This window comes from Frateuria defendens, assembly GCF_001182895.1.
Classification (GTDB): Bacteria; Pseudomonadota; Gammaproteobacteria; order Xanthomonadales; family Rhodanobacteraceae; genus Frateuria_B; species Frateuria_B defendens.
The window spans coordinates 13,421-34,703 of record NZ_LFQR01000042.1 but is presented as its reverse complement, the minus strand read 5'-3'; the positions used below and the strand labels follow the sequence as shown (position 1 = coordinate 34,703).

At 70.2% G+C, this 21,283-nt stretch carries 20 protein-coding genes; 8 read left to right on the top strand and 12 right to left on the bottom strand.

From position 1 onward, the window contains the following. Positions 1 to 7: 7 nt before the first annotated feature. From ACH65_RS06420 to miaB, 6 genes are all read right to left on the bottom strand, one after another. Positions 8 to 1,981: a glycosyltransferase gene (locus ACH65_RS06420; protein WP_049621757.1), complete on the bottom strand. Its 1,974-nt coding sequence runs from the start codon at positions 1,979 to 1,981 to the stop codon at positions 8 to 10. Then, positions 1,978 to 3,252 carry a hypothetical protein gene (locus ACH65_RS06415; RefSeq protein ID WP_153242502.1) on the bottom strand — a complete coding sequence of 425 codons (1,275 nt, stop codon included), beginning with the start codon at positions 3,250 to 3,252 and terminating at the stop codon, positions 1,978 to 1,980. Before ACH65_RS06415 ends, ACH65_RS06420 begins: the two co-directional genes overlap by 4 nt. Before the next feature lie 22 nt (positions 3,253 to 3,274). Continuing rightward, complete coding sequence (locus ACH65_RS06410; protein ID WP_049621756.1) at positions 3,275 to 4,540, bottom strand: HlyD family secretion protein; 1,266 nt, start codon at positions 4,538 to 4,540, stop codon at positions 3,275 to 3,277. A 469-nt stretch (positions 4,541 to 5,009) separates the two neighbouring features. Continuing rightward, positions 5,010 to 5,504, bottom strand: a complete 495-nt coding sequence (ybeY, locus tag ACH65_RS06405) for an rRNA maturation RNase YbeY (protein WP_049621755.1) — start codon at positions 5,502 to 5,504, stop codon at positions 5,010 to 5,012. 44 nt (positions 5,505 to 5,548) lie between these two features. Continuing rightward, complete coding sequence (locus tag ACH65_RS06400) at positions 5,549 to 6,562, bottom strand: PhoH family protein (protein ID WP_049621754.1); 1,014 nt, start codon at positions 6,560 to 6,562, stop codon at positions 5,549 to 5,551. A 20-nt stretch (positions 6,563 to 6,582) separates the two neighbouring features. Then, complete coding sequence (gene miaB / locus ACH65_RS06395; protein ID WP_082190174.1) at positions 6,583 to 7,926, bottom strand: tRNA (N6-isopentenyl adenosine(37)-C2)-methylthiotransferase MiaB; 1,344 nt, start codon at positions 7,924 to 7,926, stop codon at positions 6,583 to 6,585. A 354-nt stretch (positions 7,927 to 8,280) separates the two neighbouring features. Here miaB and ACH65_RS06390 point away from each other — a divergent pair, with 354 nt between their 5' ends. Further along, positions 8,281 to 9,309 carry a lytic transglycosylase domain-containing protein gene (locus ACH65_RS06390; protein ID WP_237561460.1) on the top strand — a complete coding sequence of 343 codons (1,029 nt, stop codon included), beginning with the start codon at positions 8,281 to 8,283 and terminating at the stop codon, positions 9,307 to 9,309. A 16-nt stretch (positions 9,310 to 9,325) separates the two neighbouring features. Here the strand turns inward: ACH65_RS06390 and ACH65_RS06385 are convergent, their stop codons facing one another. After that, positions 9,326 to 10,507, bottom strand: coding sequence for a S1C family serine protease (locus ACH65_RS06385; protein ID WP_049621752.1), 1,182 nt, complete (start codon positions 10,505 to 10,507; stop codon positions 9,326 to 9,328). A gap of 214 nt (positions 10,508 to 10,721) precedes the next feature. Between ACH65_RS06385 and petA the strand changes: the two genes are divergently transcribed. The 5 genes from petA (at position 10,722) to ACH65_RS06360 (ending at position 14,498) form a co-directional block, all read left to right on the top strand. Continuing rightward, positions 10,722 to 11,327, top strand: a complete 606-nt coding sequence (gene petA, locus ACH65_RS06380; protein WP_049621751.1) for a ubiquinol-cytochrome c reductase iron-sulfur subunit — start codon at positions 10,722 to 10,724, stop codon at positions 11,325 to 11,327. Beyond that, entirely contained in the window at positions 11,327 to 12,628 is a 1,302-nt protein-coding gene (locus ACH65_RS06375; RefSeq protein ID WP_049621750.1) for a cytochrome b, read from the top strand. Before petA ends, ACH65_RS06375 begins: the two co-directional genes overlap by 1 nt. Further along, positions 12,621 to 13,352 (top strand): cytochrome c1, encoded by a 732-nt coding sequence (locus ACH65_RS06370; protein ID WP_049621749.1) that lies wholly within the window; start codon positions 12,621 to 12,623, stop codon positions 13,350 to 13,352. The genes ACH65_RS06375 and ACH65_RS06370 overlap by 8 nt, the downstream gene beginning before the upstream one ends. Positions 13,353 to 13,425: 73 nt before the next feature. After that, complete coding sequence (locus ACH65_RS06365; protein WP_049621748.1) at positions 13,426 to 14,049, top strand: glutathione S-transferase N-terminal domain-containing protein; 624 nt, start codon at positions 13,426 to 13,428, stop codon at positions 14,047 to 14,049. A gap of 26 nt (positions 14,050 to 14,075) precedes the next feature. Beyond that, on the top strand, positions 14,076 to 14,498 hold the full coding sequence (locus tag ACH65_RS06360; RefSeq protein ID WP_049621747.1) for a ClpXP protease specificity-enhancing factor: 423 nt from the start codon (positions 14,076 to 14,078) through the stop codon (positions 14,496 to 14,498). A gap of 168 nt (positions 14,499 to 14,666) precedes the next feature. Here the strand turns inward: ACH65_RS06360 and ACH65_RS06355 are convergent, their stop codons facing one another. From ACH65_RS06355 to ACH65_RS06340, 4 genes are all read right to left on the bottom strand, one after another. After that, positions 14,667 to 15,086 (bottom strand): DUF3301 domain-containing protein, encoded by a 420-nt coding sequence (locus ACH65_RS06355; protein ID WP_049621746.1) that lies wholly within the window; start codon positions 15,084 to 15,086, stop codon positions 14,667 to 14,669. Between the two features lie 179 nt (positions 15,087 to 15,265). After that, on the bottom strand, positions 15,266 to 16,126 hold the full coding sequence (nadC, locus tag ACH65_RS06350) for a carboxylating nicotinate-nucleotide diphosphorylase (RefSeq protein WP_049621745.1): 861 nt from the start codon (positions 16,124 to 16,126) through the stop codon (positions 15,266 to 15,268). Then, entirely contained in the window at positions 16,123 to 18,393 is a 2,271-nt protein-coding gene (locus tag ACH65_RS06345; protein WP_049621854.1) for a DUF1631 domain-containing protein, read from the bottom strand. Before ACH65_RS06345 ends, nadC begins: the two co-directional genes overlap by 4 nt. A gap of 175 nt (positions 18,394 to 18,568) precedes the next feature. Beyond that, the gene (locus ACH65_RS06340; protein ID WP_049621744.1) at positions 18,569 to 18,838 is read right to left on the bottom strand and encodes a Trm112 family protein; all 270 of its coding nucleotides are present in this window, start codon (positions 18,836 to 18,838) and stop codon (positions 18,569 to 18,571) included. 64 nt (positions 18,839 to 18,902) lie between these two features. On the opposite strand from ACH65_RS06340, the gene purE reads away from it, so the two are divergent. Both purE and ACH65_RS06330 read left to right on the top strand, forming a co-directional pair. Then, the gene (purE, locus tag ACH65_RS06335) at positions 18,903 to 19,406 is read left to right on the top strand and encodes a 5-(carboxyamino)imidazole ribonucleotide mutase (RefSeq protein WP_049621743.1); all 504 of its coding nucleotides are present in this window, start codon (positions 18,903 to 18,905) and stop codon (positions 19,404 to 19,406) included. Continuing rightward, positions 19,403 to 20,560, top strand: a complete 1,158-nt coding sequence (locus ACH65_RS06330) for a 5-(carboxyamino)imidazole ribonucleotide synthase (RefSeq protein WP_082190172.1) — start codon at positions 19,403 to 19,405, stop codon at positions 20,558 to 20,560. Before purE ends, ACH65_RS06330 begins: the two co-directional genes overlap by 4 nt. 88 nt (positions 20,561 to 20,648) lie before the next feature. Here the strand turns inward: ACH65_RS06330 and sodB are convergent, their stop codons facing one another. Next, positions 20,649 to 21,227, bottom strand: a complete 579-nt coding sequence (sodB, locus tag ACH65_RS06325; RefSeq protein ID WP_049621742.1) for a superoxide dismutase [Fe] — start codon at positions 21,225 to 21,227, stop codon at positions 20,649 to 20,651. Positions 21,228 to 21,283: the final 56 nt, after the last annotated feature.

Genomic DNA, 21,283 nt, shown 5'->3' with positions numbered 1-21,283 from the left:
TCCTGTGTCAGCGCGTCGGGCGCACGGCGAGGCCGGCCAGGCGCATGAACTGGCCGAGCGCGCGCAGCGGCTTGGCCTTGACGGCGATGTTGTGCGGGGCGTTGCAGAAGATCCGCTCGATCAGCCGGTGCCGGGTGGCCTCGTCGGCGCGGAAGCGCACGCACAGCCGGCGCTCGCTGAGGCGCGCGACCTCGGCCGGCACCCAGCCCACGCCGGGCACGTGCACCTCCAGCGCGGTGCCCGGCGCGGGCATCGAGGCGCCGCGTTCCAGCGCCGCGCCGCTCAGCGAGATGTCGATGAAGCGGCTGCTGGCCTGGCGCGTGCCCAGGCGCCAGCGCGCGGGCTCGTCGAAGGGGAAGCGTTCCTCCTGCTTGAGCCGCGGCAGGTCCACGCAGGCCATGATGGCGGCCAGGTCCAGCACCAGGGCGATCAGCGTCCAGGCCAGGTTGAACACGGTGCCGGCGCTCATGTCGGCGGTGAGCACGGTGTTCACCGCGCCGACCTGCAGGCACAGCATCAGCGCGATGAAGAAGCCGGCGAGCTTCCAGTGCACCACCACCTTGCTGCGGTCCAGGCCCTTGGCGGTGACCTTGAACGGACGTCCGAACGGCCGGATGCAGGCGGCGGCGATGGTCATCGTCACCGCGTAGGCGGCCACCAGCTGGGTCACCTCGGTGAACACCGGCAGGGTGCGCCGGTCGGTGATCCAGGGGCCGTAGAACCAGAAGCCGATCAGCGCCGGCAGGCCGTAGAACAGGAACTCGCCCGGCGTGGTGTAGAACGCGGCGATGCCGAAATACCAGTACAGCACCGGCGCCACCAGCATCATCAGCAGGAACGGCTTGCTGATCCAGTGCAGCATGCCGTGCACGTAGTGCAGGCGGTCCATCAGGCCATAGCCGGGGCCGCGCAGCGGGCCGTCCTTGAGCCAGGCCACCTGCATGGTGCCCAGGCACCAGCGACCGCGCTGGTTGATGTATTCGATCAGGCCCTCGGCGGAGAGCCCCACCGAGAGGCGCTCGTTGAGCCAGCGGGTGAGGTAGCCGTGCTTGCGCAGGAGGTAGGTGGTGTGGATGTCCTCGCACACGCTGCCGGTGGGGAAGCCGCCGGCCTCGGTGATCGCCGCGCGTGCGATCACGAACGAGGTGCCCACGCAGAAGGCCGAGTTCCAGGCGTCGCGCGAGGGCTGGAACACGTCGAAGAACACGCGCTGCTCGTCCACCCAGCTGTCGGTGGCGCCCAGGTTGTGCTGGATGGGATCGGCGTTGTAGTAGAACTGCGGCGTCTGCACCAGCGCCACCTTCGGCTCGGCGAACAGGCCGAGCACGCGGTAGAGGATGTCCTTCTGCGGCGCGAAGTCCGCGTCCAGCACCAGGATGTAGGGCGCGTTGGTGGACTGCGCGGAGAGCTTGAGGCCGTTGTTGAGGTTGCCCGCCTTGGCGTGGCTGTTGTCGGGGCGGCGTGCGTAGTGCACGCCCAGCCGCGCGCAGTAGTCGCGCAGCCAATCGCGGCGGGTGTCGTCGAGCACCCACACGTTGACGTGCGGGTAGTCGATGGCCTTGGCGGCCACGATGGTCTTCTCCAGCACCGCCAGGTCTTCGTTGTAGGTGGCGATGAACACGTCCACCGCCGGCACGTCCCGCCCCGCCGCGCGCAGCCGCGCCTCGCCGGCGTCGGCGGCGGGGCGCGCGTCGCGCCGGCGCACCATCACCACGATCGCCGCCAGGGTGTAGAGGATGGAGATCATCTCGAAGGCGTAGAACACGTAGGCCCACACGCTGGCGAAGCCGTGGCTGGGGTCGGGCAGGGTCTCGCCGGTGCGCCAGATCGCGTAGCGCAGCAGCAGCGCGCCGGCGAAGGCGCCGAACAGCAGGCGGTGCAGCGGGCGCTCCGCGTTGCCGAAGCGCGCCATCACGAGGCCCAGCAGCAGGCTCAGTCCCAGCACCTGGAGCAGGGTGGCCTGGTCGACGGGGAGGTTCATGGCGTGCGCTCCGCGGCGTGCAGGGGGCGGCCGGTGAAGGGGTTCCAGGCCTTGGCGGCGAGCGCGGTCCAGGCGGTCGCGCCCAGGTGCGGCAGGTGGTAGTAGAAGAAATCCGCGTAGGTCGAGTCCGGGCCGATCGCCAGGTCGGTGACGATGCGCGCCTGCGGCGTGGCGTAGAGCATGCCGTCGCCGCTGCGCTGGGCGGCCAGCAGCTGCCACAGCGCGTCGGGCACCGGCCGGCCGCTGGCCTGCATGGCGGTGGCGGCCTGGGCGCTGCCTTCGGTCCACACGCCGTCGGGCTCGCGGCGGAAGCCGTAGCCGGCGCCGCTCTTGTGCTGGGCGTCCACCCATTGCCAGACCTGGTTCCAGCCGGCGGGCAGGGGGCTGAAGGCGAGCAGCGGCCAGACCTGGGCGTCCAGGCCGGACTTCTCGCGCGAATAGGTCTTGCCGTCGTCCAGCGTGCCGATGAAGAAGCGGTGCTGGCCCTCGTCCCACATGGCCCGCACGAAGCCGCCGGCCAGCTGCGCTTGCTGCGGCAGGGTTGTATCGCTGGTGTAGCGGGCGGCCCAGGTTGCGGCTGCATAGACGTCTATATTGTGTTCGGTGGCCTTCCAGTGCTGCGCGCGCTGGGCGTTGTCGTAGCCGTAGAAGCCGCCCTCGTAGGCCGGCGGCGCGGCGCCGCCCAGGGTGTGCGCCTGGATCCAGTGCAGCTGCGCCACGGCGGCGTCCAGGTAGCGCCGGTCGTGGCTGCCGTCGTAGACGGTGAGCAGCAGCAGCGCCGCCCAGGCGACGTTGCCGGTGGCGGTACCGACCTGGTAGGCGTCCTGGTTCCAGAAGTTGCCCCGCGGATCCCAGTAGCCGGGCAACTCGACCTTGCCGCTCTCCGCCGCGCCGGCGCGGTAGGCGTTGCGCAGCCGGCCGTCCTTGAAGCCCGGGTCGTGCGCGGCGGCGAGCACGAGCGCGTCGGCGATGCGCCGGGCCTGCGCCGGCTGGCCGCAGGCGGCGAGGGCGATGCCGGCCAGCGCGTTGTCGTAGACGAAGGCCACGTTCTGCAGGGCGCGCATCTGGCCGCTGCCCTGCCCGAGGCTGGGATAGCTCGGCAGCAGCATCGGTCCGTCGCCGGGTACGGCCGCGGCGGCGGCCTCGAGGGCGGAGCAGGTGCCGGCGGCCAGCTGCTGTTGCAGGGGGCTGGCCGTGGCGGCCGGGGCCGGGCCGCTCATGGTGATGGCCAGGGTGAGGGCGAGTGCCGCGGAATGCCATCGCATGTGCATGGGGGAATGCTCCTTCGGGGCGTCAGCGCAGGCTCGCCATCACGCTGCGGCCGGGCGTGCAGAGCCGCTCGCTGAGGTCCGTGGGCGTGCCCGGGTCCCACTGCGCGAGCGCGTAGACCGAGCCGTCCTCGGCATAGGGGAAGGGCGCGCTGTAGCCGTTCTGGGTGGTCTCCGGCGCGGTCGGCAGCAGCTGGGTGACATGGGCGTAGAGCGGGTTGGAGAGCTGGGTGATCTGCACCTGCAAGGCCGTGCCCTGGTTGAGGCGCGGGGCCATGCGGGCAGGGAACACCGCCACCACGCCGGCCTTGCTGCAATCGGTGGCGCGCACCAGGGTGGCGCCGGCGGTGACCTGGGTGCCGACGGGCGCGACGATCTCCTGCGCGGTGCCGGGGGCGAAGGCCTTGATGGTGTAGTCGGAAAGGGACTGCACGCGGTTCTGCTCCTGCCCGATCAGCTGGTTGAGATCGGCCAGCTGGCTGCTCATGGCCTGCGCCTGGGCCTGTTCGTTCTTGATGCTGTTCTGCAGGTCTTCGCGGCGCTGGGCCAGCTGGGGCAGCAGGTTGCCGCTCTCCTGGCCGGAGGACACGTACACGCCGCGCTGCGCGGCGGCGATGCCGGCGCTCGCGCTGCGCGCGCTCTGCCTGAGCGCGTCGGCCTCGTTCTCCGCCGCCTCCATCTGCGCGCGCGCCGACGACACGCTGGCCGCACTGACCGCGCCGTCGCGCTGCAGGCCCACGGCGCGCCAGTACTTGGTGCGCAGTTCGGAGACCTTCGATTCGGCGGCGTCCTGCTGGGCCTGCAGCGAGGCGCTGGCGCTGCGCAGCTGGGTCAGGCTGGCGTCGTGGTACTGCCGGTACTGGCCATTCGCATAATCGAGCGTGCGCTGGTCGGCCTGGATGCGCTGGGCAAGATCATCCGCGCGGCTCTGCAGTTCGAGCCGGCGGGTGAGCAGGGTGGTGAGCGTGTCGCGCGCCACGGTGGTGTTCTTCACCACGGCGACGGTCTGGCCGGGCGTAATGGGCTGCCCGTTCTGCGCTTCGACGGCGGTGACGGTGCCGCTGATCGGCGTGGTGATCAGGATCGCCGGCGCGTCGAGGATGGCGCGGGTCGCGCTGGTGGAAACCCAGGGCCGGAACAGGGTGGAGAACAGCAGCCAGGCGACGAAGGCCGCCAGCGCGTAGCCGGCCAGGCGGGGCAGGTGTGCCAGCGCGGACTTCTTGTCCCGCTTGACCTCGACGGGGGGCGGGGCCGGAGCCAGGCGTTCGGTGGGGAGCAGCTCGGTTTTCACGGTCTTTCGCCTCTGTCGTATGACGTCGCGCGGACGCCTTCGCCGCCTCGCTGTCGCGGGGCAGGGGACCGCATCTTCTTCTACGGAAGATGAGCGATGGAGTTGCGGCGTCCGGTGCGCACGGGTGGGCTTACGTGCCGCGGGGGTGGTCGGTGGAGACGGTTCCAGTTGATGCGATGCGTCAACGACCGGACGGGGAAGGAATAGACGGCTGGCGATGAATGTCGGCTGTCTTGAATCGTGTCAGCCGCGGCGCGCGGTTAGATTTTGGTTTGGAAAATGAATGAATTTCACGCAGCCCCTACGCCGCGTTGACACTTTGCAGCAAGCAAGGCGGGATAAGCGCTTGATCGCACGGGGGCGCAGGAGGCGGGCCATCCGCGGCAGTGCGGCGGGCTTGGGGCGCCGCGGCAGGGGGGGGCCGGCGAGGGCTCGCGTCGGCCCGCGGCGCAAAGGGGCGTCCGGACGTCTAGACGTCCTGGGGCAGCGTATAGGGGTCCGCAATGCCCAGCCCGGCGAGGATGCGCGTCTCCAGCGCCTCCATCGCCTCGGCCTCGGCCTCCACGATGTGGTCATAGCCGAGCAGGTGCAGCACGCCGTGCACGGTGAGGTGTGCCCAGTGGTGGCGGGCGGGCTTGCCCTGCTCGGCGGCCTCGCGGGCCACCACCGGGGCGCAGATGGCGAGGTCGCCGATCAGCGGCAGCTTCACACCGGGCGGCAGCTCGGCGGGAAAGGAGAGCACGTTGGTGGCGTAGTCCTTGCCGCGGTAGGCGCGGTTGAGCTCGCGCCCTTCTTCGGCGTCGACGAGGCGGATCGACAGTTCCGCCGGCCTGCGCCGCTTCGCGCCGCGCAGCGCGGCCTCCGCCCACCGGCGGAAGCTGGCCGCGGCGGGCAGGCCCGCGCGGGGCAGGCCGTAGCTGAGGTGCACGGCGGGAATCGGGAATCGAGAATCGGGAATCGGCATGGCGAAGCCTGGGATGCGTGCGGGGAATGCGTTGGCGTGCGGAGTCAGCCGGATCGCTTTTCGCTATGCCCGGCTTCCGACTCCCGATTCCCGGCGTCCTCGAACGCCTCGTAGGCGCGCACGATCTTCGCCACCAGCGGGTGGCGCACCACGTCGCGGGAGGTGAAGAAGGTGAAGCTGATGCCGTCCACGCCGCGCAGCACTTCCACCGCGTGGCGCAGGCCCGAGCGCACGTGGCGGGGCAGGTCGATCTGGCTGACGTCGCCGGTGATCACCGCCACCGAGCCGAAGCCGATGCGGGTCAGGAACATCTTCATCTGCTCGACGGTGGTGTTCTGCGCCTCGTCGAGAATCACGTAGGAGTCGTTCAAGGTGCGCCCGCGCATGTACGCGAGCGGCGCGATCTCGATCACGTTGCGCTCGATCAGCTTGGCCACCTTCTCGAAGCCGAGCATCTCGTACAGGGCGTCGTACAACGGGCGCAGGTACGGGTCCACCTTCTGCGAGAGGTCGCCGGGCAGGAAGCCGAGCTTCTCGCCGGCCTCCACCGCCGGGCGCACCAGCAGCAGGCGCTGCACGCGGTTGGCTTCCAGCGCCTCCACCGCGCTCGCCACCGCGAGGTAGGTCTTGCCGGTGCCGGCCGGGCCCACGCCGAAGTTGATGTCGTGGGTGGTGATGGCGTGCAGGTAGCGCGCCTGGTTGGGGCCGCGGCCCTTGATCACGCCGCGCTTGACCTTGATCACCACCTCCTGCGCGCCCTCGGCCAGTTCCTCGGCGATGGCGTCGATGCCGGACTCGCCCAGCTGCAGGTTGATCATGGCGCCGTTCAAGGGTTCCTCTTCGGTGGCCTGGTAGAGCGCGCGCAGCACCTTCTCGGCGGCGCGTGTGGCGGCGTCCTCGCCGATCACCTGGAACAGGTTGCCGCGATGGTTGATCTCCACGCCCAGGCGCAGTTCCACCTGGCGCAGGTGCTCGTCGAACGGCCCGCACAGGTTGGCGAGGCGGGCGTTGTCTTCCGGGTCGAGCGTGAAGTCGCGCTGGTTGAGGCCGTCGTTCATCGGTGCGTTAGGGGCGGTATTCAGGCGGCGGCCTCGTCGGCGAGATGGATGCGGCCACGCAGCGAGTTGCTCATGGCCTCGGTGATCACCACGTCGACGAACTGGCCGATCAGGCGGGAGGGGGCGGGAAAGTTCACGAAGCGCATGTTCTCGGTGCGGCCGGTGAGCTCGTTCGCGTTCTTCTTGCTGGGCTTCTCCACCAGCACGCGCTGCACGGTGCCGACCATCGCCTCGTTGATGGCGCGGGCGTTGTCGTTGAGCCTGGCCTGCAGGCGCGCCAGGCGCGCGTGCTTGGCTTCCGCCGAGGTGTCGTCCTCGAGGCTGGCCGCCGGCGTGCCGGGGCGGGCGGAGAAGATGAAGGAGAAGCTCTGGTCGAAGCCCACGTCCTCGATCAGCTGCATGGTCTTCTCGAAGTCCGCCTCGGTCTCGCCGGGGAAGCCGACGATGAAGTCGGAGCTGATGCAGATGTCCGGGCGCACGGCGCGCAGCTTGCGGATCTTCTGCTTGAACTCGAGCGTGGTGTAGCCGCGCTTCATGGCGGCCAGGATGCGGTCGGAGCCGGCCTGCACCGGCAGGTGCAGGAAGTTGGCAAGCTTGGGGCAGCTGGCGTAGGCCTCGATCAGCGAGTCGGAGAACTCCAGCGGATGCGAGGTGGTGAAGCGAATGCGGCCGATGCCTTCGATCTGCGCGATGGCGTGGATCAGCACGGCGAGGTCCGCCTCGCCGCCGTCGTGGGTGGGGCCGCGGTAGGCGTTGACGTTCTGGCCGAGCAGGGTCACCTCGCGCACGCCCTGGTCGGCGAGCTGGGCCACCTCCACCAGCACGTCGTCGAACGGGCGGCTGATCTCGGTGCCGCGGGTGTAGGGCACCACACAGTAGCTGCAGTACTTGGAGCAGCCTTCCATGATCGAGACGAAGGCGGTGGGGCCTTCCGCGCGGGGCTCGGGCAGCTGGTCGAACTTTTCGATCTCGGGGAAGGAGACGTCCACCTGGGCCTTGCCGCTGGCGCGCTTGGCCTCGATCAGCTCGGGCAGGCGGTGCAGGGTCTGCGGGCCGAACACGATGTCCACGAACGGCGCGCGCTTGATGATCGCCTCGCCCTCCTGCGAGGCCACGCAGCCGCCCACGCCGATCACTACCTGCTTGCCGCCCTGCTTGTGCTCCTTCCAGCGGCCGAGCTGGCTGAACACCTTCTCCTGCGCCTTCTCGCGGATCGAGCAGGTGTTGATCAGGATCACGTCCGCCTCGGACTCGTCCTGGGTCAGTTCAAGGCCGTGGGACGCCTTGAGCACGTCGGCCATCTTGGTCGAGTCGTACTCGTTCATCTGGCAGCCGTGGGTCTTGATGAAAAGCTTGCCGCTCATGCGCGTGGGATTACCGTGGGTTCGCCGAAAGTTAAGGGCTGTCGTAGCCGAACCTTGCAGTTTACTCGCGCCTGCGCCGGGTCGCCAGTGAAGCGCCTTGGAAGATCAGGGACTTGCATCGGCCACAGGGCCGGGGCGTCGGGCGATGGCGGATCGCGGGGCCCCGCTGCGGCGGTCGCGGCGCGAGCCGGCCGGGCGTGGCGCACGAAACCCGCGCCCTCCGCTTGAGTCGGCCGGCGGCATGGCGGCACACTGCGCGCCATGTCCGCCGCCGCACGCCAAGGGGAAAGCGTCGGCCCGCCGCCTGGGGCCTTCCCGCGCCGCCCGATCCTCCGCTGGATCGCGTTCGGTTGCGTGGCGCTCGGCGCCGTGCTGTGGGCGCGCGCCGGCCACGCCGCGTCGCTGTACCGCTGCACCGGCGCGGGCGGGGAGGTCGTGTTCAGCAGCAGCAAGGCCGGCTACAGCGATTGCCGGCGACTGAGCGTGCCCGATGGTGCGCCGATCCATCGCGCCACGTTCCTGCCGCGCCCCGCGGCAGCGTCGCTGGATCGGGTGGTAGGCTCGGTGGAGACGACGGCGCGCCCCTTGCCGCCGGCATCAGGCCAGCGCCTGTTCGCCGACGTGCAGGCTTCGGTGGAAACCACCGCCCGCCGCCTCGACGCGCTGGCGCCGCCGCTGCCCGCCGCGCCGCCGGGGCAATGGAGCTACCACGAATCGACCGCCGCCATCGAGCCGGCGGCGCCCGCGGCGCCGGGCGGCGCCGACCGCGTGCTGCGCGGCGCGGTCTACCGCGTGGTGCACGCCGACGGCAGCGTGGAATACACCAACGTGCAGCCGGCCGGGCAGCGCGGCAGGACGGTGACCATGCTCTTCAGCTACATCGCCACCTGCATGGCCTGCAACCTGCATTCGCCGATCGACTGGAACCGCACGCGGCTGGACTTCGCTTCCTTCGCCGAGGCGATTCACGCGGCGAGCACGGAGTTCGGCGTGGACGAATCCTTCCTGCGCGCGGTGATCCACGCCGAAAGCGCCTTCAACCCGCGCGCGCTGTCGCTCAAGGGCGCCCAGGGCCTGATGCAGCTGATGCCGGCCACCGCCAGCGACATGGGCGTGCCCGATGCCTTCGACCCTGACCAGAACATCCGTGGCGGCGCGCGCTACCTCGCCCTGCTGCTCAAGAACTTCAACGGCGACGAGCGGCTGGCCACGGCGGCCTACAACGCGGGGCCGGCGGCGGTGCAGCGCTACCGTGGCGTGCCGCCCTATGCCGAGACGCAGGTGTACGTGGAGCGCGTGGGCGTGCTGCACCGGCGCTACCGCGAGGCGGTGCGCGCCGCCGTCGCTGCCGCCGCGGTGCATGGTGCGGTCGGGGCGCCGTAGCGGCTTGTCCGCCGGGTCAGCCGGCCGCCGCGGAGGCGGGCGACAGCAGTGGCCGCTGCGTCACCTTCGACTCCAGCCGGAACGGGCTGCCGTTGCGCAGCCCCGACACCTGCACCGTGCTGCCCGGCTTGAGGTCCGCCTCGTAGCGGCGCAGGTCGGCGGGATCGCGGATGTCGTGGTCGCCGATGCGCAGCAGGATGTCGTGTGCCTGCAAACCCGCCTGCGCGGCCGGGCCGCCGGGGTAGACGTCGGTGACCTGGGCCCCGCGCGCGGCGGCGGGCAGGCCGCTGTCGGCGGCGATCGGCACGAAGGCGTAGTCCGCGCCCAGCCAGCCGCGCACCACGTGGCCGGTGGCGATCAGCTGGTCCAGCACCTTCTTGGCACTGGCCACGGGGATGGCGAAGCCGATGCCCTCGGCGTTGGCGGCCTTGCCGATCAGCAGGGTGTTGATGCCCACCAACTCGCCGGCCGGGTTGACCAGCGCGCCGCCGGAGTTGCCCAGGTTGATCGCCGCGTCGGTCTGGATGAAGTCCTCCGGGCTGCTGCTGTCGAGCTGGCGGCCGATGGCGCTGACGATGCCCATAGTCACGGTCTGGTTGAGGCCGAGCGGGTTGCCGATCGCCAGCACCACGTCGCCGGCGCGCGGCGGCAGCGCGGCGATGTGGATCACCGGCAGGCTGCCGCCCTCGATCTTGAGCACGGCGAGGTCGGTCTCCTCGTCGGCGCCGACCAGGGTGGCCTTGGCGACGCGGCCGTCGTAGAGCAGCACCTGGATGTCGTCGGCGTTGGCGATCACGTGGTTGTTGGTGAGCACGTAGCCCTCCGCACTCACGATCACGCCGGAGCCGAGCACCTGCTGCGGGCGCTTGTAGGCCGGGCCGGTGGGTACGCCGCCGAACAGGCGCTGCATCAGCGGGTCGGAGTACATGCGCACCGCCTGCTCGGTCACCATGCGGTTGGCGTAGATGTTCACCACCGAGGGGGCGGCCTTCGCCACCGCATCGGCATAGGAGGTGGTGGCGTGCGGCGCGGGCGCGGGCGCCGGCGCGGCGACCTGTTGCACGGTCGGCTTGAGGCCGAAGCGTTCGCGCAGGCGGTCGCCGCTGGCGGGCCAGATGAGCCCTATCACGAAGGCCACCGCCAGGCCGACGACCACGAAGCGGGCGACGAAGGCGAGCATGCCGGCGGCGTCTTTCATAGATACGGAAATCTTCGTGGCCAGGCGCGGGCGATGCGTCCGGAAGCAAGCCCGCAGGGTGGGTGGATGCGAAGGCTCAGCCCTTGCGTACTCGATTGTACGGGCCTGGTCCTGAGGCTACACTAACGCAATTTTTGCAGGGCCGGAAAAGCGATTTCTCCCACCGATTCGAATTATTCCCGTCTCAATGGCGTTGCAAGTACCGGAGAGCCTGATGGTGAATGAAGTCGTCGATCACGGCCGACGCCGCTTCCTTACAGTGACCACCAGCGTGGTCGGCGGAGTGGGAGTCGTCGCGGCAGCTGTGCCTTTCATCAAGTCGTGGGAGCCCAGCGCGCGAGCCAGGGCCGCCGGTGCCCCGGTCACCGTGGACATCAGCAAGATCGAGCCGGGGCAGAAGCTCACCGTGGCGTGGCGCAGCCTGCCGGTGTTCATCGTCAATCGCAGCAAGGCCCAGCTCGACGCCCTGCCGGGCGTGGACGGCCGGCTGGCCGACCCCAAGTCCGACCGCGTGTCCGCCGGCCAGCAGCCGGCGTACGCGCAGAACGAGACCCGCTCGATCAAGCCCGAGTGGCTGGTGGTGATCGGCATCTGCACGCACCTGGGTTGCGTGCCGGACTTCGTGCCCAAGGTCGGCGCCGAGCCCTTCGACCCGGACTGGAGGGGCGGCTTCTACTGCCCCTGCCACAAGTCCCGCTACGACATGGCCGGGCGCGTGTTCGCCGGCGTGCCGGCGCCGAAGAACCTGGAGGTTCCCAAGTACCACTTCGTGGACGACCACACCATCCAGATCGGCGTGGATCCGAAGGAGGCCGGCTGATGGCTACCGTGTTCTCGCGCCTCGGCGCATGGTTCACCGAGCGGGCGCCGGGCCTGGCGCCGGTCTACCGCAAGCACGTCACCGAGTACTACGCGCCGAAGAACTTCAACCTCTGGTACTACTTCGGCTCGCTCGCCCTGCTGGTGCTGGTCAACCAGATACTCACCGGCATCTTCCTCACCATGAACTACAAGACGAGCGCGGCGGAAGCCTTCGACTCGGTCGAGTACATCATGCGCGACGTGGAGTGGGGCTGGCTGATCCGCTACATGCACTCCACCGGCGCCTCGCTGTTCTTCGTGGTGGTGTTCCTGCACATGTTCCGCGGCCTGATGTACGGCTCGTACCAGAAGCCGCGCGAGCTGGTGTGGATCCTCGGCATGCTGATCTTCCTGGTGCTGATGGCCGAGGCCTTCATGGGCTACGTGCTGCCGTGGGGCAACATGTCGTTCTGGGGCGCCAAGGTGATCATCTCGCTGTTCGGCACCATCCCCGTCATCGGCGGCAGCCTGGTCGAGTGGATCATGGGCGACTACCTGCCGGCCGACGCCACCCTCAACCGCTTCTTCGCCCTGCACGTGATCGCGCTGCCGCTGGTGCTGCTGCTGCTGGTCGTGCTGCACCTGGCCGCGCTGCACGAGGTGGGCTCGAACAACCCGGACGGCGTCGACGTCAAGCACGGCCCCAAGGGTAGCCGCTGGGGCGCGGACAAGCCGGCGGACGGCATCCCGTTCCACCCGTACTACACGGTGAAGGACCTCTCGGGCGTCGGCTTCTTCCTGATCGTGGCGGCCTTCATCGTGTTCTTCGAGCCGACCTTCGGCGGTTGGTTCCTGGAGCACGACAACTTCGTCCCGGCCAACAACCTGGCCACGCCCCTGCACATCAAGCCGGTGTGGTACTTCACCCCGTTCTACGCGATTTTGCGCATGGTCCCGTCCTTCTTCGGCACGGCGATCTGGGGCGTGATCGGCATGTTCGGGGCCATCGCGCTCTTGTTCCTGATGCCGTGGATCGACGCCGGCAAGGTGCGCTCGATCCGCTATCGCGGCACCGGCTTCAAGGTGGCGCTCGGCCTGTTCGTGCTGTCCTTCTTCGGCCTGGCCCTGGTCGGCATGGGCGTGACCGCGGAGGCGATCCCGGCCTGGTTCCCGCATGCCGACGTGACGGTGTGGGAGAACCTCTTCGGCCGCCTGATGGCGTTGCTCTACTTCGGCTACTTCCTGTTCCTGGGCCTGTACACCCGCCTGGGCTGGGAGACCACCAAGCCGGTACCGGAACGGGTGACGACGCATGACTAAGCGAGCCCTTCTCTCGATCGTGCTGGCGTTCGGCCTGCTGGCCGGCAGCCGAACGCTGCGGGCCGCCGAGGAAGGCGCGCTGCCGCCGGCGGGCACCAACGTCGGCGACCGCGCCTCGCTGCAGCGGGGCGCGCGGCTGTTCTTCAACTACTGCGTGGGTTGCCACTCCATCAAGTACGCGCGCTACTCGCGCATCGCGGAGGATCTCGGCCTCGGCGAGCAGGAGGTGATGGACAACCTCAACTTCACCGGCGCCAAGTTCCAGGACCCGGTGGTGTCGCACATGCCGGCGGACCTCGCCCAGCAGTGGTTCGGCAAGGCGCCGCCCGATCTCTCGCTGGAGGTGCGGGCCAAGACCGCCGACTGGGTCTATGCCTACCTCAACGGCTTCTACCTCGACCCGACCCGCCCCGTGGGCTGGAACAACCGCATCTTCCCGAACGCCTCCATGCCGTTCCCGCTGTGGGAGCTGCAGGGCGTGCAGGTGGCGGTGCGCCAGCCGGGCAGCGAGGAGATCGACCGGCTGTCGATGGCGCAGCCGGGCAAGCTTTCGCTGGCCGAATACCAGCGCGCCGCGCGCGACCTCACCGCCTTCCTGGAATACGTCTCGGAGCCGGCCGCGCTGCAACGTCACCGCTACGGCATCTGGGTGCTGCTGTTCCTGGTCGGGTTCACCTTGCTGGCCTACGCGCTCAAGCGGGAATACTGGAAGGACGTCCACTAGGGCGTGGCTTCCGGCCGTGCCGCGCGGCGGATCCACCGCGGCCTTGTCCTAGCAAGCCGATGGGGAGTCGTGCATGGTCCAAAGCGCGCGTTCGCGTACCGTACTGACCCTGTACACCGGGGCCGACGACATCCAGAGCCACCGGGTGCGGCTGGTGCTGGCCGCCAAGGGCGTTGCCTACGACCGGGTGACGGTCGAGCCGGGCGATCCGCCCGAGGACCTCATCGACCTCAACCCCTACGGCACCGTGCCGACCCTGGTCGACCGCGACCTTACGCTGTACGACACCGCGGTGGTGTGCGAGTACCTCGACGAGCGCTACCCGCATCCGCCGCTGATGCCGATCGACCCGATCTCGCGCGCCCGCCTGCGGCTGGCCGCGGTGCGCATCGAGTACGACTGGCTGCCCGAGGTGGAGACGATCCGCGCCGGCGGCCGCCCGGCGGAGGCGGCGCGCCGGCGGCTGCGCGAGCAGCTGCTGGCCTCGCTGCCGCTGTTCAAGGCGTCGAAATTCTTCCTCAACCCCGAGATGAGCCTGGCCGATTGCCTGGTGGCGCCGGTGGTGTGGCGGCTGCCGTGGCTGGGCATCGAGCTGGGGCGCGAGGGCAAGCCCATTCTCGACTATGGCGAGCGGCTGTTCCATAGTCAGGGCTATGTGCGCAGCTTGACTGCCGAAGAGAAGGCTATGCGGTCGTAATGATGAGTAGTGACAACCCGATTCCGATGACCTCCAACCGTCCGTACCTGCTGCGGGCGATCTACGATTGGATCAGCGACAACGGACTCACGCCCTACCTGCTGGTGGACGCCACCGCCGAGGGCGTGCGGGTGCCGCCGCACGTGATCAAGAACGGCCAGGTGGTGCTCAACATCGCCATGCGGGCGGTGGCCAACCTCGACCTCGGCAACGAGCGGATCGGTTTCCAGGCGCGCTTCTCGGGCGTCAGCCATGCCATCCACATTCCCATCCGCGCCGTGCTCGCGCTGTACGCGCAGGAGAACGGCCAGGGCATGATGTTCCCCGCCGAGGAGGGCGACGCGCCGCCGCCGTCGGACGATACGCCGCCGCCGTCGCCGCCCGAGGGCAAGGACGAGGACGGCCCGCGGCCGCAGCGTGGCGCGCCGCACCTGCGGGTGGTGAAGTAGCGTTGCTGTCGCGGGCCTGCTGCGCCTTGCTGCGTGGCCTCGGCGGCTTTGGCGCGGACTGGGCCGGTGAACGGCCCGGGCCGGGCCGAATACCAGTAGCCGTCCTTCTGCCTGGGTTCCTTCGCCTGCATGTGGCAGGAGGGCGATCCGGAGCGTCCGGGCCGGCTCCTAGTGCAGCCGGTCGCGCGGCGGCCGGCGCAGCGGAATCACGTTGCTCGGCAGTGGCGCGGGTGCGGCGGCGGCCGGCCGTTGTTCTTCCGACGGTGCCGGCAGGACCTTGTCGTCGAGCGTGGGCAGGCTCAGTCCGCTGGTCCGCTCGCCGACCATCCACAGGCGCCCGGCCTGGCGATCGTCGCCGTTGAGGCTGACCTCGAAGCCGTAGCAGCGTTCCAGCGTCAGGCGGCCGTCGAGGCGGCGCAGGCGCAGGCCGCGCAGGCCGATGGTCTCGTCCAGCAATTGCAGGCCGTGCCGGCGGCATTGCCGGCGCGCTTCGGCCAGCGCGCGCTCGCGGGCGCGGCTGAGGCTCAGCCACAGCGCGCCGATGACGGCCAGCGCCAGCAACAGGAACAGGTCGATCGGTCGGTTCATGTCCGCAGTGTGTAGGCGGCTGCGACGGGCCGCAAGCGCGAGGCGGCAGGGCGGGAATGGGGAGCCGCGAGCGTGGGCAGGGCCCGCCGCGGTGGAGAGGCGAGCCCCCGTTCTTCGTTGCCGCGCGCTTCGTTGTCGTGCGCCTCGCCTGCGGATGGCAAGGTGGCGCCAACGGGTGCTCAGTCGAGCTGCAGCCGCAACGACAGGTCGATCGCGCGCACGTGCTTGGTCAGCGCACCGACCGAGATGAAGTCCACGCCGGTGCGCGCCAGCTCGCCGATGCCGGCCAGGTCGACGTTGCCGGAAACCTCCAGTGGCACGCGGCCGGCGGTGATCGCGACCGCCTCGCGCATCAGCGGCAGGGTGAAGTTGTCCAGCATGATGCGGTCGACGCCGGCATCCAGCGCCTGCCGCAGTTCGTCGAGGTTCTCCACCTCCACTTCGAGCAGCAGCTGCGGATGGCGCTGCCGCGCGGCCGCCACCGCGGCGGCGATGCCGCCGGCGGCGGCGATGTGGTTTTCCTTGACCAGGATCGCGTCGTACAGGCCGATGCGGTGGTTGTACCCGCCGCCGCAGCGCACCGCGTACTTCTGCGCCAGGCGCAGGCCGGGCAGGGTCTTGCGGGTGTCGAGCACGTGCACGCCGGTGCCGGCCATCGCGTCGGCGTAGGCGGCGGCCGCGGTGGCGGTGGCGGAGAGCAGCTGCAGGAAGTTGAGCGCGCTGCGTTCCGCGCTGACCAGGGCTCGGGCACGCCCGCGCAGCCGGCAGATCACGGCGCCGGCGGCCACGCGGCTGCCGTCGTGCACCTGCTGCCAGTGGATCGCCACGGCGGGGTCGAGCTTGCGGAAGCAGGCCTCGAACCACGGGATGCCGGCGATCACCGCCGGCTCGCGGCAGGTGAGGGTAGCCTCGGCGGTGGCGTCCGCGGGGAGCAGGTCGGCGGTGACGTCGCCGCTGCCGAGGTCCTCGGCGAAGGCGCGCTCGACGTCGGCGTCGATCAGGGCGGGATCGGGCGGATTCAGTCCAGCACCAGCGGTCATGCGTTGTCCGGAGGGGACGGCGCGGCCTGGCTCAGGCGGCCCACGATGGCGTGCATGGCGCGATCGAACAGCGGCTCGGAGGCGAGCACGCACGCGCTGCCGGCCGCGAGCGAGGCGGCCAGCTCCTGCGGCGCGTAGTCGGCGACCTTGAGGCCGCGCCGGTTGACGAACAGGTAGCGCCCGCTCATCGGACTGATCCACGACAGCTTGGCGCGCTCGCTGTGGCCGCCGGTGGGGGTGAATTCCAGCCAGGTGCCGGGCTTGAGCGCCAGCACCACCTCGAGTTCGGGGATGTCCGGCGGCGGCACCGCCAGCGTTTCCTGCTGGTCGGATTCGCGCACCGGGGCGTCCCGCTCGACGATCGGCTGGATGCTTTCGGGAATCAGCGGCGCGGCGTCTTCGACGGAGGGCGTCGCCTCCACCGGATCGCCGAGCTGCTGGCGGTAGTAGACGTAGAGCTGGCCGAGCAGGCGGTCGATGTCGTGGTCCTGGAAGGCCACCTGGGTCAGGCCGCGGCGCAGCGCGCGCTCGATGCCGGGCAGCATCTGGCGCAGCGTGCGGCGGCTTTCCGCGTCGCGCGCCGGCTGGGCGCTGGCGATGAACTCGTTGACGAAGCGCAGCGCGCCGGCGTACTCGGCCGAGTCCTCGCCCTGGCGCAGGATCGTCAGCACCATGTAGTTGGCCCAGGCGCGGGCCAGCACGCCGTGGATCAGCGGCGGCAGCGTCTGCTCGCCGATGCGGTCGACGATCTCGCGCGCGGCGCGGCGGCGCGCCTGCTCCAGGCGCTCGCGGCCGCGGGTGGATTCGGCCACGCGCTGCTCGGCCAGCTCGGCGCGCTTGTGGCTCTGCTCCTGGAAGGCCTGCAGGTCATTGTTGAGCCGCTCGAAGATGCCGAGATCGTCGTCGAAGTCGTGCAGCAGCTGGTCGACGATGGACTTCACCTTGTCGTGCACGCGGTGGTCGCGGTCGGCCTCCGCCGACCAGCTCTTGGCCATGTCGGCGAGGCCGTCCAGCAGGCGGCGCGCCGGGTGCTGGCGGTGGGCGAACAGGCGCCGGTCGAGGATCGCCGCCTTGAGGTAGGGAATCTGCAGCCGCGCCAGCATGGCCTGCATCTCGGCGGGCAGGTTGCGGTCGGTCAGGATGAACTCGAACAGCATGCCGACCAGGTCGATGGTGTCCTCGTCGACGCTGGCGACCTGGCCGGGGCGCTCGCCGCGCAGGGCACCGAGCTGGCGCATCAGCTGGTTCTTGAGTTGCGCCACCTGCTCGCCGAGCCCGGCGACGTCGACCGGCTGGTTCTGCACCGGCAGCGGGCCGCTGCCGACAAGCTGGCTCTGCAGCACGCTGAGGGCGCCAAGCAGCTCGTGGGCGGTGGGCGCGGCAACCGGCGAGGTGCCCATCGGCATGGCGGCGCCGCCGTCGATGGGCTGGCCGCGGCGGGCATGGAACAGCTGGCGCAGCGTCTGCAGCAGGTCGTCGGAGAAGGCGACCTCGTCGCCGCTGGCCTGGCCGGCGTCGAGCGCGGCGGCCACGTCGGCGACGGCGCGCGCCGCCTGCCCGGGGCCGCGCGCGACCTCGTGGCGCAGCTGCGGCAGCACGCCGGCCCGGATCAGCTCGGCGTTGACGGCCTGATACAGCTCGTCGAGCGTGGCCAGCACGTAGCGGTCGAACAGCTTGTAGATGATGAGCTTCACGCGCATGTCGGCGCTCAACTCGCGCAGCGCCTGGCGGAAGGCCTGCGCCAGCGCGGCGGGGCCGAGCGGGTTGCCGGTCTCGTCGATCTTGATGCCGCCGCAGATCACCGACAGCCGCTGGTTCACCGCGAACAGCTCGCGCGCCAGCCGGCTCTCGTTCTTGCTTACCATGCTGGTGATCGCCAGCGACTCTTCCAGTTCGTTGTCGGCCACCAGCGACAGCTCGATGCCGCCGGCCGGTGCGGCCTGGGCCGGATTGGGCCGCTGCGGGCCGGCCAGGTGGGACAGCTCGCGGGAAACCTGGGCCAGGTAGCTGCGCTCGACCGCCGGGCGGCGCTTGCGCACTTCGCGCATGCCGTCGAAGTAGTGCATCTGCGCGGCGTTGTTCTCGGCCTTCTCGGCGAGGTCGAAGAGGGCGTCGTCGACGTGCTCGAACAGGTTGCCGAGCGACTGCTGCAGGCGTTGCGCGGCCACGGTGCGCACGGTGTTCAGCAGCTCGCCGACCCGCGGGCTGGCGGGATCCAGCCGCTGGCTGAGGCTGACGACCTTGGATGGTTCTCTGGCTTCGTTCACCGCCATCCCCCTGGAGCGGGCCGCGGGATACCGCGACCGGATCGACCGTATAGCCCCCGACGATAAGTGAGAAGTCCGCTCATGTCATGTCCGCGATGCCTGACACCGTGTCGATCATCCCTGATGTCGCCATGCAATCGGGCGGTCCGGCCGTCGGCGCCGGGACGAGCTCCATTCAGTTCACCGGAAACTCGCGCAACTGCACGGTGCCGATGCCTTCCTCCGGCAGCATCACCGGAATGCCGTCGTCGATCCGGTAGATCAGCTTGCGGTCCACCGTGATCAGGCCCTCGGCCACGCGCTGGCGCACGGGCGTGCCGGCCACGGTATCGACCTGGCTCTGTTCGATGGCCGAATTCAGCGCATCGAGCTCGGCCTTGGCGAGCAGGCGGACCGGGGTCTTGCTGACCGGGCAGCACAGGATGTCGAGCAGGCGCTTGTCCATCGGATAACGGGTCGTGCCGGAGTGCGGAAAGACTTTACAATAACCCTTTTGGGAAGGCCGGACCATGACCTCGACAGCCAATCCGCCTCGCGTGGGCATCGTGATGGGCTCGCGCTCGGACTGGGAGACCATGGCGCATGCCGCCGAGGTGCTGGGCACGCTCGGCGTGCCGCACGAGGTGCAGGTGGTCTCGGCGCACCGCACGCCGGACCTGCTGTTCCGCTACGCGGAGGAGGCGCCGGGGCGCGGCATCCAGGTGATCGTCGCCGGCGCCGGCGGCGCGGCGCACCTGCCAGGCATGCTGGCGGCCAAGACCCGGCTGCCGGTGTTCGGCGTGCCGGTGCAGTCCAAGGCGCTCAATGGCATGGACTCGCTGCTGTCGATCGCGCAGATGCCGGCCGGCATCCCGGTCGGCACGCTCGCCATCGGCCGCGCCGGTGCGGTGAACGCCGGCCTGCTCGCCGCCGCCGTGCTGGCGCTGCACGATGACGCCGTCGCCGCCGCGCTGGACGCCTACCGCGCGCGCCAGACGCAGAGCGTGCTCGACCAGCCGGACCCGCGCGCGTGAGCGCTCGTCGCCAGCCCGTGCTGGGCGTGCTGGGCGGCGGCCAGCTGGCGCGCATGCTGGCCCTGGCTGCCGCGCCACTGGGCGTGAAGACCGTGGCCTTCGACGTCGCGGCCGACGCCTGCGCCGGCCAGGTTGCGCCGCTGCGCGTCGCCGCGTGGGACGACCACGCCGCGCTGGAGGCCTTCGCGCGCGAGGTCGATGCGGTCACCTTCGACTTCGAGAACGTGCCCGCGGCCACCGCGCAGTGGCTGGCCGAGCGCGTGCCGGCGGCGCCCAACCCGCAGGCGCTGGCGGTGGCGCAGGATCGGCTGAGCGAGAAGACCCTGTTCCGCGACTGCGGCCTCGACACGCCGGCCTTCATGCCGGTGGCGACGCGCGAGGCGCTGGATTTCGCCCTCGGCGCGATCGGCGCGCCGGCGATTTTGAAGACCCGCCGCCTGGGCTACGACGGCAAGGGTCAGTTCCGCCTGCGCACGCCGGCCGACGCCGACGCCGCCTGGGACGCGCTGGGCGCGGCGGCGGCCGAACACGGCCTGATCCTGGAGGCCTTCGTGCCGTTCGAGCGCGAGCTGTCGGTGCTGGCCGTGCGCGGCCAGGGCGGCGAGCTGCGCACCTGGCCGCTGACCCGCAACTGGCACGTCGACGGCGTGCTGAGCCTGAGCCTCGCGCCGGCGCCGGACATCGACGGCCTGCAGGAGCAGGCCGCCGCCCATGCCCGTACCCTGGCCGAGCGGCTCGACTACGTGGGCGTGTTCGCGCTGGAGCTGTTCGTCAAGGACGGGCGCCTGCTCGGCAACGAGATGGCGCCGCGCGTGCACAACTCCGGCCACTGGACCATCGAGGGGGCGGTCGCCAGCCAGTTCGAGAACCACGTGCGGGCCGTGCTCGGCCTGCCGCTCGGCGACACGGCGGCGCGCGGCGCGTCGGCCATGTTCAACTGGATCGGCGAACTGCCGGACCCGGTGCCGCTGCTGCGCGTGGCGGACGCACACTGGCACGACTACGGCAAGGCGCCGCGCGCGGGGCGCAAGGTGGGGCATGCCACCGTCTGCGCCGACGGGGCAGGCCAGCTGGCCGCGCGGGTGGAGGAGGTCGCGCTCGCGCTGGGTCGGTTGCCGCAGGCGCAGCCGGCGCTGGATGTGCTGCGCGGCTGAGTGGCCTGCGCGAACGGCGCGTGGCGGACAGCCGCCATGAAAAAACCCCGGAGCGATCCGGGGTTTTTTGTCGGCGAGGCGGGGAGGATCAGGCCAGGTTGCCGGCCGCGAATTCCCAGTTCACCAGGTTCCAGAACGCCTCGATGTATTTCGGGCGGGCGTTGCGGTAGTCGATGTAGTAGGCGTGCTCCCACACGTCGGTGGTGAACAGCGGCTTGTCGCTGCCGGTGATCGGCGTGGCGGCGTTGGAGGTGTTGACGATGCCCAGCGAACCGTCGGGGCGCTGCACCAGCCAGGTCCAGCCGGAACCGAAGTTGCCCACCGCGGACTTGGTGAACTCCTCCTTGAACTTCTCGAACGAGCCGAAGGCCTTGTCGATCGCGTCGGCCAGCTTGCCGGTGGGGGCGCCGCCGCCCTTGGGGCTCAGCGAGTTCCAGTAGAAGGTGTGGTTCCACACCTGCGCGGCGTTGTTGAAGACGCCGCCGGAAGAGGCCTTGATGATGTCCTCCAGGGAGGCGTTCTCAAGCTCGGTGCCCTTGATCAGGTTGTTGAGATTGGTGACGTAGGCCTGATGGTGCTTGCCGTAGTGGTACTCCAGCGTTTCGGCGGAGATGTGCGGTTCGAGCGCATTCTTCTCGTACGGCAAGGGGGGGAGTTCGATCGCCATGTGGTGACTCCTGGGCGTTGGCTGAGGAAAACCGGGTGCCCGGCGCCGCGCCGCGC

Bases quoted from the DNA above. Each gene is read 5' to 3' on its own strand.
- sodB (WP_049621742.1), bottom strand. From the start codon at position 21,227: ATGGCGATCGAACTCCCCCCCTTGCCGTACGAGAAGAATGCGCTCGAA.
- ACH65_RS06365 (WP_049621748.1), top strand. From the start codon at position 13,426: ATGGTCCAAAGCGCGCGTTCGCGTACCGTACTGACCCTGTACACCGGG.
- nadC (WP_049621745.1), bottom strand. From the start codon at position 16,126: ATGACCGCTGGTGCTGGACTGAATCCGCCCGATCCCGCCCTGATCGAC.
- ACH65_RS06340 (WP_049621744.1), bottom strand. From the start codon at position 18,838: ATGGACAAGCGCCTGCTCGACATCCTGTGCTGCCCGGTCAGCAAGACC.
- ACH65_RS06420 (WP_049621757.1), bottom strand. From the start codon at position 1,981: ATGAACCTCCCCGTCGACCAGGCCACCCTGCTCCAGGTGCTGGGACTG.
- ACH65_RS06385 (WP_049621752.1), bottom strand. From the start codon at position 10,507: ATGAAAGACGCCGCCGGCATGCTCGCCTTCGTCGCCCGCTTCGTGGTC.
- miaB (WP_082190174.1), bottom strand. From the start codon at position 7,926: ATGAGCGGCAAGCTTTTCATCAAGACCCACGGCTGCCAGATGAACGAG.
- ACH65_RS06415 (WP_153242502.1), bottom strand. From the start codon at position 3,252: ATGCACATGCGATGGCATTCCGCGGCACTCGCCCTCACCCTGGCCATC.
- purE (WP_049621743.1), top strand. From the start codon at position 18,903: ATGACCTCGACAGCCAATCCGCCTCGCGTGGGCATCGTGATGGGCTCG.
- ACH65_RS06375 (WP_049621750.1), top strand. From the start codon at position 11,327: ATGGCTACCGTGTTCTCGCGCCTCGGCGCATGGTTCACCGAGCGGGCG.
- ACH65_RS06370 (WP_049621749.1), top strand. From the start codon at position 12,621: ATGACTAAGCGAGCCCTTCTCTCGATCGTGCTGGCGTTCGGCCTGCTG.
- ybeY (WP_049621755.1), bottom strand. From the start codon at position 5,504: ATGCCGATTCCCGATTCTCGATTCCCGATTCCCGCCGTGCACCTCAGC.
- petA (WP_049621751.1), top strand. From the start codon at position 10,722: ATGGTGAATGAAGTCGTCGATCACGGCCGACGCCGCTTCCTTACAGTG.
- ACH65_RS06355 (WP_049621746.1), bottom strand. From the start codon at position 15,086: ATGAACCGACCGATCGACCTGTTCCTGTTGCTGGCGCTGGCCGTCATC.
- ACH65_RS06360 (WP_049621747.1), top strand. From the start codon at position 14,076: ATGACCTCCAACCGTCCGTACCTGCTGCGGGCGATCTACGATTGGATC.
- ACH65_RS06400 (WP_049621754.1), bottom strand. From the start codon at position 6,562: ATGAACGACGGCCTCAACCAGCGCGACTTCACGCTCGACCCGGAAGAC.